Origin of the sequence: Serratia sp. 201 (assembly GCF_037027545.1) — a bacterium.
Lineage (GTDB): Bacteria > Pseudomonadota > Gammaproteobacteria > Enterobacterales > Enterobacteriaceae > Serratia > Serratia bockelmannii.
Map to the genome: position 1 here is coordinate 96,536 of NZ_JAXCHC010000006.1, position 14,055 is coordinate 110,590.

Sequence of the window (14,055 nt, forward strand, 5' to 3'; positions counted from 1 at the left end):
ACGATGAGAACTCAACTGATAACCCGTGAAGGGTATGACAAGCTCAAACAAGAGCTGGATTACCTCTGGCGTGAAGAGCGCCCCGAGGTGACCAAAAAAGTGACCTGGGCCGCCAGCCTGGGCGACAGAAGCGAAAACGCCGACTACCAGTACAACAAGAAGCGGCTGCGCGAAATTGACCGCCGCGTCCGCTATCTGACCAAATGCCTGGAGCAGTTGAAGATCGTCGATTACTCCCCGCAGCAGGAAGGCAAGGTGTTCTTCGGTGCCTGGGTGGAGGTGGAGAATGACGACGGCGAGACCAAACGCTTTCGCATCGTCGGTTACGACGAGATTTTCGGCCGCAAGGATTACATCTCCATCGATGCGCCGATGGCGCGCGCCCTGCTGAAAAAAGAGGTCGGGGACATCGCCACCGTCAATACGCCGCTGGGCGAGGCACAGTGGTACGTAAATGAGATAAACTACCCGAAGTAAGCTTTCAGCTTTTTCCGAACCGCCGCCAACGCCGCCGCCTGAGCTGTTCTCCACGCCGCGGCCGCGCGGCGGCGGCCCGCTCCACTGGCATTTTCCGCGATCAATCCGTATAACTGTCCCCTGTTTATTCACCGTTCTCAATACAGATACCAGACCTATGAATGACCCACTGAGCCGCATTATTGCAACAGAACTGCAGGCCCGGCCGGAGCAAGTCGACTCCGCCATCCGTCTGCTGGATGAAGGTAATACCGTGCCGTTTATTGCACGCTATCGTAAGGAAGTCACCGGGGGCCTGGACGACACCCAACTGCGCCAGCTGGAAACCCGCCTGGGTTATCTGCGTGAACTGGAAGATCGTCGTCAGACCATCCTGAAGTCGATCGATGAACAGGGCAAACTGACCGAACAGCTGGCGGGGGCGATCAACGCCACGCTGAGCAAGACCGAACTCGAAGACCTCTACCTGCCGTACAAACCGAAGCGCCGCACCCGTGGCCAGATCGCCATCGAAGCCGGTCTGGAACCGCTGGCGGACACGCTGTGGCAGGATCCGCAACAGCAGCCGGAACAGCTGGCTGAACGCTACGTCGACGCCGACAAGGGCGTGGCGGACGTGAAAGCCGCCCTCGACGGCGCGCGCTATATCCTGATGGAGCGCTTCGCCGAAGACGCCGCGCTGCTGGCCAAGGTGCGCGACTACCTGTGGAAAAACGCCCATCTGGTGTCCAAAGTGGTCGAGGGCAAGGAAGACGAAGGCGCCAAGTTCCGCGACTACTTCGATCACCACGAACCGATTTCCCAGGTGCCTTCGCACCGCGCGCTGGCAATGTTCCGCGGCCGCAACGAAGGTGTGCTGCAGCTGGCGCTGAACGCCGATCCGCAATTTGAGGAAGCGCCGCGCGAAAGCCAGGCGGAGCTGATCATCATCAATCACCTCAACCTGCGCCTGAACAACGCCCCGGCCGACGCCTGGCGTAAGGCGGTGGTCAACTGGACCTGGCGCATCAAGGTGCTCCTGCACCTGGAAACCGAGCTGATGGGCACGGTGCGCGAACGCGCGGAAGACGAAGCGATCAACGTGTTCGCCCGCAACATGCATGATCTGCTGATGGCCGCGCCGGCCGGCATGCGCGCCACCATGGGCCTCGATCCAGGCCTGCGCACCGGGGTGAAAGTCGCCGTGGTCGACGCGACCGGTAAACTGGTGGCCACCGACACCGTCTATCCGCACACCGGGCAAGCGGCCAAAGCCGCCGCCATCGTCGCGGCGCTGTGCATCAAACACAATGTAGAGCTGGTGGCCATCGGCAACGGCACCGCTTCGCGTGAGACCGAGCGTTTCTATCTCGACCTGCAAAAGCAGTTCAGCGACGTCCGGGCGCAGAAAGTGATCGTCAGCGAAGCGGGCGCATCGGTGTACTCCGCGTCCGAACTGGCGGCGCTGGAATTCCCGGATCTCGACGTGTCGCTGCGCGGCGCGGTATCCATTGCCCGTCGCCTGCAGGATCCGCTGGCGGAGCTGGTGAAGATCGATCCGAAATCCATCGGCGTCGGCCAGTATCAGCACGACGTCAGCCAGAGCCAGTTGGCGAAGAAGCTGGATTCGGTGGTGGAAGACTGCGTGAACGCCGTCGGCGTCGATCTGAACACCGCATCGGTACCATTGCTGACCCGCGTGGCCGGCCTGACACGCATGATGGCGCAGAACATCGTCAACTGGCGCGACGAGAACGGCCGTTTCAGCAACCGTGAACAGCTGCTGAAAGTCAGCCGTCTGGGGCCGAAGGCCTTCGAACAGTGCGCCGGCTTCCTGCGCATCAACCACGGCGACAATCCGCTGGATGCCTCCACCGTTCACCCGGAAGCCTACCCGGTGGTGCAGCGCATCCTGGCCGCCACCGAGCAGGCGCTGCAGGACCTGATGGGCAACGCCTCGGCGGTGCGCAGCCTGAAAGCGGTCGATTTCACCGACGACAAGTTCGGCGTGCCGACGGTCACCGACATCCTGAAAGAGCTGGAGAAGCCGGGCCGCGACCCGCGTCCGGAGTTCAAAACCGCCACCTTTGCCGAAGGCGTGGAAACCCTCAACGATCTGCAGCCGGGGATGATCCTGGAAGGGTCGGTCACTAACGTCACCAACTTCGGCGCCTTCGTGGATATCGGCGTGCATCAGGATGGCCTGGTGCACATCTCCTCGCTGGCGGACAAGTTCGTCGAAGATCCGCACACCGTGGTGAAGGCCGGCGACATCGTCAAAGTGAAGGTGATGGAAGTCGATCTGCAGCGTAAACGCATCGCGCTGAGCATGCGCCTGGATGAGCAACCGGGCGAAGGTTCACCGCGCCGCGGCGGCAACGCGCCGGCACAGGCACGCGACAACGCCAACCGTTCGGCAGGCGGCAACAAGGCCAAACCGCGCAATGCGACGCCGGCCGGCAACAGCGCCATGGGCGACGCGCTGGCGGCGGCATTCGGCAAGAAACGCTAAGTCAGAGCCAACAGGGCGGAGCCTGCTCCGCCCTTTCCGATGAATAAAACTTGCGGCATTTCTTGACCCGTCTCAATAAACCATCATATTTTTATTTCCCGTTCCTGCGTGACCGCCCTCCCATTATTCAGGCAACAAAAATGCCTTCTGCAGCCATTTATTAACAACTCCGTTAACACGCATTTTTCATCTCGCTAATTGTGAGAGAAACACAAATGGTTACCGCTCGCATTACGGTGGAATAATGTTATCGAATTGCCTTTCAGCGGAAATAAATAAAGGGAAAAAGCCATCGATATTTGCAAACAAGAAAACTCGGCTACAAATACGTAACTGATTTAACTCGCCATTCTCATTTGTTCCCAAGTGCAAGCAGTGATAAAACATCGTTAATCAAGACAACGCCATTAAAAACTGCCGTCACCATAATAATTGGTTACAATACCCTTACTTTTTGTATTGAACGCGATAATGATAATTACTATTATTTGCGCTCACTTTATTGCATGACCTTATGGATGAATACCGCCGACGGCGTGGCATTTTCGCCGGCAACGTCCAATTATCATCAGCCCGATGTTCATCGGCACCCGGAAGGTTAATCACATGCAGCTTCAACCTAAACGCACGTATAAGATTGTCGGCTTTTCCGGTGAAATTGCGCCGGCCTACCGCCAGAAATTGTTATCGCTCGGCATGCTGCCTGGCTCTTCATTCGACGTAGTGCGCGTCGCGCCACTGGGCGATCCGATAGAAATTAAAACTCGCCGCGTCAGCCTGGTGCTGCGCAAGAAGGATCTGGCGCTGCTGCAGCTCGACGGCCAGCCCTGACCTCCGTTTGCCGACGCGCTCTTGCGCCGGCGCTGTTCTCCTTGAAGACGACACGCTGAACTATGAAAAAACTCACCATCGGCTTAATCGGTAACCCGAACTCCGGCAAAACCACGCTGTTCAACCAGCTGACCGGCGCACGCCAACGGGTCGGCAACTGGGCGGGCGTGACGGTCGAACGCAAAGAAGGCCATTTCAGCACCCCGCAGTCCGACGTGCGGCTAGTCGATTTGCCCGGCACCTACTCCCTGACCACCATTTCAGAGCAAACGTCGCTCGATGAGCAGATCGCCTGCCATTACATTTTGAGCGGCGACGCCGATCTGCTGATCAACGTGGTCGACGCCTCCAACCTGGAGCGCAACCTCTACCTGACGCTGCAATTGCTGGAGCTGGGCATCCCCTGCATCGTGGCGCTGAACATGCTCGACATCGCCAAAAGCCAGCATATCGATATCGACGTCGCCGCGCTGTCGGCGCGCCTCGGCTGCCCGGTAGTACCGATGATCTCCACCCGCGCCGACGGCATCGGCGTGCTGAAACAGATGATCGACAATCATCGCATCAACGAGCAGCAGGCGCTGGTGAACTACCCGCCGTTGCTGCTGAAAGCGGTCGCCACGCTAAGCGACGCCATGCCGCAAACGCTGCCGGCGGTGCAACGCCGCTGGCTGGCATTGCAGATGCTGGAGGGCGACATCTACAGCCACCGGCTGGCCGGTCCCGCCGTCGCGCTGCTGCCTGCGGCCATTCAGACGTTGCAACAGCAGGAGCAAGAAGACCCGGCGCTGGTGATCGCCGACGCGCGCTACCAGTCTATCGCCACCCTGAGCGACGCGGTCAGCAACTCGCAGCAGGCGATGCCCAACCGCCTGACCGATATGCTGGATAAAGTGATCCTCAACCGCTGGCTGGGCGTGCCGATTTTCCTGTTGGTGATGTACCTGATGTTCCTGCTGGCGATCAATATCGGCGGCGCGCTGCAGCCGATCTTCGATATCGGCTCGGCGGCGATCTTCATTCAGGGCATTCAGTGGCTCGGCTACACCCTGCACTTCCCCGGCTGGCTGACCGTATTCCTGGCGCAGGGCGTCGGCGGCGGCATCAACACCGTGCTGCCGCTGGTGCCACAGATCGGCATGATGTACCTGTTCCTGTCATTCCTGGAAGACTCCGGCTACATGGCGCGCGCGGCGTTCGTGATGGATCGCCTGATGCAGGCGCTCGGGCTGCCGGGCAAATCCTTCGTGCCGCTGATCGTCGGCTTCGGTTGCAACGTGCCGTCCATCATGGGCGCCCGTACGCTGGACGCCCAGCGCGAGCGCCTGATCACCATCATGATGGCGCCGTTCATGTCGTGCGGCGCCCGTCTGGCGATCTTCGCGGTGTTCGCCGCCGCCTTCTTCGGCCAGGACGGTGCTGGGGTGGTGTTCTCGCTATACATGCTCGGCATCGCGGTGGCGATCCTGACCGGCCTGGTACTCAAATATACCCTCATGCGCGGCGAAGCCTCACCGTTCGTCATGGAGCTGCCGGTTTACCACGTGCCGCACCTGAAAAGCCTGCTGCTGCAAACCTGGCAGCGGTTGAAAGGCTTCGTGTTGCGCGCCGGTAAGGTGATCGTGGTAGCCAGCATATTCATCGGCGGCCTGAACAGCTTCTCGTTCAGCGGCAAAACGGTCGACAACATCAACGACTCCGCGCTGGCTTCGGTCTCCAAGGTGCTGACGCCGCTGCTGCAGCCGATGGGCGTCCACAGCGATAACTGGCAGGCCACCGTCGGTCTGGTGACCGGCGCGATGGCGAAAGAAGTGGTGGTCGGCACGCTGAATACGCTGTATACCGCCGAGCACATCAACAAAGAGGCGTTCGACGCCGCCAACTTCAACCTGCTCGATGAGCTGGGCGGCGCGCTGCAGGAAACCTGGGACGGCCTGAAAAATACCTTCAGCCTGAGCGTGCTCTCCAACCCGATCGAAGCCAGCAAGGGCGACGGCGAGATGGGCGTCGGTTCGATGGGCGTGATGAGCAGCAAATTCGGCTCCGGCATTTCCGCCTACAGCTACCTGATCTTCGTGTTGCTGTACGTGCCTTGCGTTTCGGTGATGGGCGCCATCGCACGTGAATCAAGCCGCGGCTGGATGACCTTCTCTATCCTGTGGGGGCTGAACGTGGCCTACTCGCTGGCGACGCTGTTCTATCAGGCGGCGACCTTCAACCAACACCCGCAGTACAGCCTGACGGCGATCCTGGCGGTGGTGCTGGTGAACCTGCTGGTGCTGTTCGGCCTGCGCCGGGCGCGCAGCCGCGTCACGGTGCGCCTGGGCAACGCCACGCCGGCGGCCTGTTGCCAGAGCGCCAAAGGGAGCTGTCACTGATGGCCAGGCTGCTGCAGGTGCGCGATGCGCTGGCGCTGCGCGGCAGCGCCCAGGCGCAGCAGCTCAGCCAATCGCTGGCGACGCCGTTGCCGCTGGTGCAGGCGATGCTGGATCGTTTGACGGCAATGGGGAAAGTGGAACGTATCGAACAGGATGGCGGCGCCTGTCTGAGCGGCAGTTGCAAAAGCTGCCCGCAGGGCCAGGGATGCAGCACGGTGTTCTACCGGCTGAAGGCCTGACGATCAGGGGCGCCGCAGCGGCGCCCCTTGCCATTCAAGGCTTATTGCTTGTCTTTGTAAACTTCGGCGATGGCGCTGAATTTACCGTGTTCGCGGCCCGCCAGGATCACGTAGTATTGACCGCCCTTTTCGTCTGCCAGTTTGGACAGCTCTTCCTTGGCATCCATCGGTGACGTGGTTTCCGCCGTCGTGGTGACGGTGCCGATCTTCTCGTATTTACCCGGATTCTTATCCAGATCTTCCTTGGTCAGCAGGGTTGCCGCCATGGAGCCGAAAGACACCGAACCCAGCACTGCCGCTGCAATAATCATCTTCAATGATTTCATGACACTAACCTCTCAATGGATAATTTATCTGTTATGAAAGCCGTCAAGGATCCATGCGTAGTACCGCAGGCTGCCGCGACATCCTCAGGCCTCGTTGCTTTCCCTGACGGGGCCTGTTTCCCAGAGACGAAACGCCAAAATGAAAAGCGCCGCACGCGGTCTTTTCATTTTGCAGCCAACGCATTGACTCACTAAGTATTGAACAGCTTTGTCTTTTATCCACCCGGCGGCGTTTTTTTTCGCGCTCTATCGTGCGTTTTCACGCTGCATTCAATGTGCTGCAATAAACGCTTCGATCATCGTCACAAATTCATCGGGATGAGAGATAAATGGCGCATGGGCGGCTTTGGCCACGATCTGCGACGTAGAGTTCGGCCAGTCGGCGTCGAGCAGCTCGGCGACCTTGCGCGGCACCAGCCCGTCCAGATAGCCGTAGATCCGCAGCAGCGGCAGCGTCAACTCCGCCAGCGGTGCACGCAGATCGGCTGTGCGCAAGATCTCCAGCCCACCGTTCAGCACCTCGACGCTCGGCGTCGGTTGGTTGAGCACCACCGCTTTCAGTTGGCGCGCATCCTGACGCGCGCTCTCAGTGCCCAGCGTCTGCAGCGCCAGAAAACGCTCGACGGTGCGCTGGAAATCCAGGCTCAGCTGATGCTGGAAACCGCTCAGCACGTCCGGGCGGATCCCCGGCCACTCATCGCGGGCGGCAAAGCACGGCGAGGAGGCTACGGTGATAAGCCCCTTGACTCGCTCGGGCTGCATCAGCGCCGCCTGGCTGGCCACCAGCCCACCGAGCGACCAGCCAAGCCACCAGGACTGCGGCGGGGCAGCCGCCAGCACGATTTCCGTCATCTGCTCCAGCGACAGGGCGCCGAACCCCTGGCTACGGCCGTACCCCGGCAGATCGACCAGGTGCAGGCGAAAATGCGGCGTCAGTCGCGCCTGAATGCAACTCCACACTTCGGCGTTCAATCCCCAGCCGTGCAGCAGCACAAGATCGCGTTCGCCTTCGCCTATTGTTTGCCAGTACAGCGCTGTCATTGGTTATTGTCCTTTCATACTTATCCGTCACGGAGACGCTATGCTATCAATCCGCAGCCGTTGTTGGCTATGCCGACAACCGTTGAGCCTGATCCGTCATGGCATCTGCAGCTGTTGCCTGCGTCATCTGCCGGCCCACCCGCCGTGTTGCCCGCGCTGCGGATTGCCCGCCGGGAAGACGCGAACGCCCTGCGGCCGCTGCCTGCAACGGCCACCGCCCTGGCAACGGCTGGTGTTCGTCGGCGACTACGTTGCGCCCCTCAGCCAGCTGGTAAAAAGGTTCAAGTTCCACCGCGCGCCCGAGCTGGCGCCGACGCTAGCGCGCCTGATGTTGTTGCGGTGGCAGCAGGCGCGCAGAGAGCAGTATCTGAACAGACCCGACCTGATTTTAGCGGTACCCTTGTATGCAACACGCTGCTGGCACCGTGGTTATAACCAGAGCGATCTGTTGGCCCGGCCGCTGGCGCGCTGGCTGGGCTGCACCTATCAGCCCGCCGCCTTGCGCCGGGTGCGCAAAACCGCCCCGCAACAGCGGCTGAGCGCCGGGGTACGCAGGCGCAATCTGCAACGCGCGTTCGTTTGCGTGGCATCGGTCGCCGGCCGGCATATCGCCCTGGTGGATGACGTGGTGACCACCGGCAGCACCGTCGCGCAGATAGCGGCGCTGCTGCAGCGGCAAGGCGCCGCCTCGGTGCAGATATGGTGCATTTGCCGCACGTTGTAGTGCCACGGCAATGGGCGTATTATAACCGACTATAGAAGTCAACTATTGAGCTAATGCTATGATCCGTATAACAGATACTGCACAGGAACACTTTGCCAAACTGCTGGCAAATCAAGAAGAAGGCACCCAAATCCGCGTATTCGTGATCAACCCGGGCACGCCGACGGCCGAATGCGGTGTCTCTTATTGCCCGCCGGACGCGGTAGAAGCGACGGATACCGAACTGAAGTTCGACAAACTGTCCGCCTATGTCGATGAGCTGAGCGCGCCGTATCTGGAAGACGCCGAAATCGACTTCGTGACCGACCAACTGGGTTCTCAGCTGACGCTGAAAGCGCCAAACGCCAAAATGCGCAAGGTCGATGACGACGCGCCGCTGATGGAGCGCGTGGAATACGTGCTGCAGTCGCAGATCAACCCACAGCTGGCGGGCCACGGCGGCCGCGTAACGCTGATGGAGATCACCGACGACAACATGGCGATCCTGCAGTTCGGCGGCGGTTGCAACGGTTGTTCGATGGTCGACGTCACGCTGAAAGAAGGCATCGAGAAAGAGCTGCTGCAGAAATTCCCGGAGCTGAAAGGCGTGCGTGACCTGACCGAGCACCAGCGCGGCGAGCACTCCTACTATTGATACCCTTCTTACTTGAAGTTGCAGCGTTGTTGGCCGCATGCGCGCACCCCAGTCACTTACTTAAGTAAGCTCCTGGGGATTTACGCACTTGCCGCCTAGCTGCAACTCCAATTAATTCGGGTATCCGTCATTTGGATGGGACTAAAGTTCTCGTCCTTTGACCTAATACAACGACACCTCATCGTCACCCCACCGACACCTTGCGGCGCCGCTTGTCCAAATCCTTCAGTAAGCGGTTTATGTGCGGGTCGGCAAACATCTCCTCCAGCGTCTGGGTCAGCTTGCGCCGCCAGTTAGGGTACTGATCGCTGGTACCGGGAATATTGACCGGATCGGCCATATCCAGCCAGTCTTCCGGCTGCAGGCCGAGCAAGGCGCTGGCGCTGTCGGCGACATAGCGCTGTAGGCCGCGGTTGAGCAGCGGGCTCATGCCGAGCAGCGCTGCCTTCTTGCCCACCTTCTGCGGCACGCAGCCATAACGATGCAATCCATCCAGCAGCCCCTGCTTGGCGCGTTCCCGATCGGCGAACAGCGCCCGCAGGATCTCCGCGTCCGGGTAAAGACCCAGCCGGTTGCCGAGCGTTAGATCGTCGCTTTGCCAGTAGCCGCGCAGCGTCGGCAGATCATGGGTGGTGATGGTCGCCATCGCCTGCACCGGATAGGCCTGCGGCGCGCGGAAATGGTATTCACCGTCGCTTTCGAAATAGAGCACTTTGTAGGAATAGACGCCGCTGTCGCGCAGCTTGCCGACGATTTCCACCGGCACCGTGCCGAGATCCTCGCCGATCACCATGCAACGGTGGCGCTGGCTTTCCAGCGCCAACACCGCCAGCAGATCGTCCACCGGGTATTTGACGTAGGCGCCGCGATCGGCGGTTTCGCCATACGGGATCCACCACAGCCGCAGCAGCGCCATGACGTGATCGATGCGCAGCGCGCCGCAGTTGGTCATGTTGGCGCGCAAAAGATCGATAAACGGCTGGTACCCGCGTGCCGCCATCACGTGCGGATCCATCGGCGGCAGGCCCCAGTTTTGCCCCAGAGGCCCCAGAATATCCGGCGGTGCCCCGACCGACGCTTTCAGGCAGTACAGTTCGCGGTCACACCAGGTTTCCGCCCCGCCTTCCGCCACCCCGACCGCCAGATCGCGATACAGGCCAATCGGCATCTGCTGCTGCCGGCTCTGGTCAAAACACTGCGCGAACTGCGTGGCCGCCAGCCACTGCAGCCACAGGTAAAAGCGGACCGCGTCCTGATGTTCGGAGCAGAACAGCCGCACCGATTCGCTCTGCCCCTGCCGATAGCGCTCTGGCCAGGCCGGCCAGCCCCACTGGCTGGCATCTTTGGCCGCCAGATGGGCATGCAGCGCGTCGAACGCCGCCTGCTGATACAGGCTGTCGCCGCCCTCGCTGACGAACTGTTCGAACGCCTGACGCTGCCCGTCGTTTGGCTTGCGCGCCTGAAACAGCGGAAACGCCAGCTTCAGCGCCGCCAGCTTCAGCTGCATCACGGCGGTGTAATCCACCCACTCCGCGGCGCGCGCCTTGGCCAGCTGCTTCTGCGTCGCCGGCTTCTGCCACCAGCGCTGCGCCGCATCGCTGCGCTGGAAATCCTCCACCGCGTTGACGTCGATATACGCCAGATTCAGCCAGCGGCGCGACGAGGGGCTGTAAGGGCTGGCGCTCTCCGGATTAGCCGGATACAGCGCATGGATCGGGTTAAGGCCAACGAAGGCGCCGCCGCGCTCCCCCACCTGCTCCACCATCAGACGCAGATCGCCGAAATCGCCGATGCCCCAGTTGCGATCGGAGCGCAGCGTATACAGCTGAACGCAAGCGCCCCACAGCTTCTTACCGGTCAGCAAGGCGTCCGGCTCGAAGCAGCGTCTCGGCGCGACGATCAGCCGGCATGGCCACTGCTGCTCGCCCTGGCTCAGCGTCAATTGGTGGTAACCCACCGGCAGATCGCCGGGCAGCGTCAGGGTCTTGCGCGCGCCGATGCGCCCCTGCAGGCATTCGCCGTCTTCACGTTGCAGCGCCCACAGGTACTCGCCTTCGCCCGCCGGGGTCAGCGCCAGCGGCGCGCCCTGATAGAACACCTTGACCGCCGGTAACGGCGGCGCCGCTCCTTCCTGCTCGGCATCGGTTCGGTTCATGGCCGCCAGCAGCTTGCGCTTGGTCTGCGGTTCAATCGCCTGCCGCTTGCCGTGGGCATTGATGAAATCGGCGGCGATCCCCGCCTGCGCTGCCGCCTGATCGATACGCTTGCGATCCATTCGCTCTCCTTAACGTTTGGCTTGCCAGATACGCTGCTGGTAATCGCGGATCGAGCGATCCGAGCTGAACATGCCGACGCGCGCGGTGTTAAGGATAGTCCGCCGCGTCCATTCGTCCCGATCGCGATACAGCTCGTCGACCCGGCGCTGCGCCTGGCAGTACGAGGCAAAGTCCGCCAGCACCAGGTAGGGATCGCCGCCTTCCAGCAGGCTGTGCAGCATCATGTCGAACGCGTGCTTGTCGCCGTGGCTGAAGGTGCCGCTCGCCAGCTCGTCCAGAATCGCCTTCAGGTGCTTGTCCTTCTTGCGGTAGCTGAGCGGATCGTAACCCTTCGCCACTATCGCCTTCACCTGCTCCACGGTATTGCCGAAGATAAAGATATTGTCTTCGCCCACCTGCTCGGCGATTTCGACGTTGGCGCCGTCCAGCGTGCCGACCGTCAGCGCGCCGTTCAACGCCAGCTTCATGTTGCCGGTGCCGGAGGCCTCTTTGCCGGCGGTGGAGATCTGTTCGGAGATATCCGCCGCCGGGATCATCAGTTCGGCCACCGACACGCGGTAGTCAGGGATGAACGCCACTTTCAGGCGATCTTTCACCAACGGATCGTTATTGATCTTCTCGGCCGCCTGATTGATGGCGTAGATGATGTTCTTCGCCAGGTAGTAGCCCGGCGCCGCCTTGGCGCCGAACAGGAAGACGCGCGGCACGATGTCCAGGTTGGGGTTGTCGCGCAGCTGACGATACAGCGACAGGATGTGCAGCAGGTTCAGGTGCTGGCGTTTGTACTCGTGCAGACGCTTGATCTGCACGTCGAAGATCGCGTCCGGGTCAAGTGTCAGCCCCATTACGCCGTGTACGTAATGGGCCAGCGCCACCTTGTTGTCGCGTTTGATCTGCTGATAACGCTGGCGGAACGCCGCGTCGTCGGCGAATTTTTCCAGCCCGCGCAGCGCGTCGAGATCGCTCGCCCACTCCACCTTCAGCGTCTCGTCGATCAGGCACGACAGCGCCGGGTTGCACTGTTTCAGCCAGCGGCGCGGCGTGATGCCGTTGGTGACGTTATGGAATTTGTTCGGCCACAGCTGGTGATATTCCGGGAACAGATCTTTCACCACCAGATCCGAATGCAGCTGCGCCACGCCGTTAACCGCAAAGCCACTGACCACGCACAGGTTGGCCATGCGCACCTGCTTGTCATGGTGCACCGCCAGTTTGGCCCACACCGCCTCGTCGCCCGGCCAGTGCTTATCCACCAATTTTTTAAACCTGGCGTTGATCTGTTTGATGATGGAGAAATGGCGCGGCAGCAGGCTGCGCACCAGTTTTTCATCCCAGCACTCCAGCGCTTCCGGCATCAGGGTGTGGTTGGTATAGGCGAAGGTGTTGCTGGTGATCGCCCAGGCCGCCTCCCACTCCAGCTGGTGCTCGTCCAGCAGAATGCGCAGCATTTCCGGAATGGCGATGGTCGGGTGGGTGTCGTTCAGCTGGATCACTTCGTACTTCGGCAGCTCTTCAATCTTGCGGCCGGCCTGATGGTGCTTGCGCAAAATGTCCGCCACCGAGCAGGCGCACTGGAAATACTGCTGCATCAGGCGCAGGCGCTTGCCGGCCTGATGGTTGTCGTTCGGGTAAAGCACCTTGGTCAGCTTGTCGGCTTCTACGCCCTGCTTCTCCGCCTGCAAGAATTTGCCGTCGTTGAAATCGCTCAGGTTGAACGGATGCTGATGGGTCGCCTGCCACAGGCGCAGCGGCTGCGCCACGCCGTTGCGATAGCCCAGCACCGGCAGATCCCAGGCTTCGCCGCGCAGGGTGAAGGCCGGGCGCCACCGTTCGCGGCCGTCGGCCTGCTTTTCCAGCTTGCCGCCGATGCCCACGTCCACCGCCAGCGCGGCGTTGTGGCGGAACCACGGATAGCTCTCGCGTTGCCAGTTATCCGGCGCCTCTTGCTGTTGCCCTTCGCGGAACGACTGGCGGAACAGCCCGTACTGGTAATTCAGCCCATAGCCGGTGGCCGGTTGCTCCACCGTTGCCATCGAGTCGAGGAAACAGGCCGCCAGACGCCCCAGCCCGCCGTTGCCCAGCGCCGGATCGGTTTCCTGCTCCAGCAAATCCGCCAGCTTGACGTTCTGCTCGGCCAGCGCCTGCTCGACGGTGTCGTACCAGCCCAGGTTGATCAGGTTGTTCGCCGTCAGCCGGCCGATCAGAAACTCCATCGAGATGTAGTTCACGTGGCGCAGCGGTTTGGCGCTTTTGCGCGGCGCCGGCTGTGCGGCCAGCTGCTCGGCCAGCGCCGCACTGACGGCTTCCCACCATTGATGTTGCGTCATCTGCTGTGCGGAACTGAGGCCGAACCGTTGCCACTGACGGGCGAGCGCCGCCAGAAAAGCATCCTTCTTGAGCGTAGGCTGTGACATAAGGAAAACTCTCTATCCAGTAAGTGGGTCAAATTGCCGCTATCGTGCCGGTGAGAAAGCCTGACGGCATCATCCCGCCTGGGGATTAGCTGGGGAGGAGGATTGGGGCGTAGCTGGAATTGTGATCTCAGGCACTGTTTGACTCCCTTGCAACGATGCAAAAAAGCCCGCCAACGCGTGCGGCGAGCACTGAGAACGTTAACCATGACGTTAGCACAAGTATT

11 protein-coding genes are annotated in these 14,055 nt (G+C 61.1%); 7 read left to right on the forward strand and 4 right to left on the reverse strand.

Going from position 1 to position 14,055, the window contains the following annotated elements; genetic code table 11:
• Positions 1–3 precede the first annotated feature (3 nt).
• From greB to WA302_RS23615, 5 genes are all read left to right on the forward strand, one after another.
• Positions 4–477 carry a transcription elongation factor GreB gene (gene greB / locus WA302_RS23595; RefSeq protein WP_025304551.1) on the forward strand — a complete coding sequence of 158 codons (474 nt, stop codon included), beginning with the start codon at positions 4–6 and terminating at the stop codon, positions 475–477.
• A gap of 157 nt (positions 478–634) precedes the next feature.
• Positions 635–2,968: a Tex family protein gene (locus tag WA302_RS23600; protein ID WP_025304552.1), complete on the forward strand. Its 2,334-nt coding sequence runs from the start codon at positions 635–637 to the stop codon at positions 2,966–2,968.
• Between the two features lie 606 nt (positions 2,969–3,574).
• On the forward strand, positions 3,575–3,799 hold the full coding sequence (gene feoA, locus WA302_RS23605; protein WP_043139125.1) for a ferrous iron transporter A: 225 nt from the start codon (positions 3,575–3,577) through the stop codon (positions 3,797–3,799).
• 62 nt (positions 3,800–3,861) lie between these two features.
• On the forward strand, positions 3,862–6,177 hold the full coding sequence (gene feoB / locus WA302_RS23610) for a Fe(2+) transporter permease subunit FeoB (RefSeq protein ID WP_261456854.1): 2,316 nt from the start codon (positions 3,862–3,864) through the stop codon (positions 6,175–6,177).
• Positions 6,177–6,416, forward strand: a complete 240-nt coding sequence (locus tag WA302_RS23615) for a FeoC-like transcriptional regulator (RefSeq protein WP_025304555.1) — start codon at positions 6,177–6,179, stop codon at positions 6,414–6,416. Before feoB ends, WA302_RS23615 begins: the two co-directional genes overlap by 1 nt.
• Positions 6,417–6,457: 41 nt before the next feature.
• Here WA302_RS23615 and WA302_RS23620 read toward each other — a convergent pair whose 3' ends face one another.
• Positions 6,458–6,742 carry a YdgH/BhsA/McbA-like domain containing protein gene (locus WA302_RS23620; protein WP_004930765.1) on the reverse strand — a complete coding sequence of 95 codons (285 nt, stop codon included), beginning with the start codon at positions 6,740–6,742 and terminating at the stop codon, positions 6,458–6,460.
• 270 nt (positions 6,743–7,012) lie between these two features.
• Positions 7,013–7,783 (reverse strand): pimeloyl-ACP methyl ester esterase BioH, encoded by a 771-nt coding sequence (gene bioH / locus WA302_RS23625; RefSeq protein WP_025304556.1) that lies wholly within the window; start codon positions 7,781–7,783, stop codon positions 7,013–7,015.
• 40 nt (positions 7,784–7,823) lie between these two features.
• Between bioH and gntX the strand changes: the two genes are divergently transcribed.
• Together gntX and nfuA are read left to right on the forward strand one after the other, a co-directional pair.
• On the forward strand, positions 7,824–8,507 hold the full coding sequence (gene gntX, locus WA302_RS23630; RefSeq protein ID WP_025304557.1) for a DNA utilization protein GntX: 684 nt from the start codon (positions 7,824–7,826) through the stop codon (positions 8,505–8,507).
• A 58-nt stretch (positions 8,508–8,565) separates the two neighbouring features.
• Positions 8,566–9,141 (forward strand): Fe-S biogenesis protein NfuA, encoded by a 576-nt coding sequence (gene nfuA / locus WA302_RS23635; RefSeq protein ID WP_025304558.1) that lies wholly within the window; start codon positions 8,566–8,568, stop codon positions 9,139–9,141.
• A gap of 184 nt (positions 9,142–9,325) precedes the next feature.
• Here nfuA and malQ read toward each other — a convergent pair whose 3' ends face one another.
• On the reverse strand, positions 9,326–11,416 hold the full coding sequence (malQ, locus tag WA302_RS23640) for a 4-alpha-glucanotransferase (protein WP_261456853.1): 2,091 nt from the start codon (positions 11,414–11,416) through the stop codon (positions 9,326–9,328).
• Between the two features lie 9 nt (positions 11,417–11,425).
• Positions 11,426–13,831: a maltodextrin phosphorylase gene (malP, locus tag WA302_RS23645; protein ID WP_261456852.1), complete on the reverse strand. Its 2,406-nt coding sequence runs from the start codon at positions 13,829–13,831 to the stop codon at positions 11,426–11,428.
• Positions 13,832–14,055 lie beyond the last annotated feature (224 nt).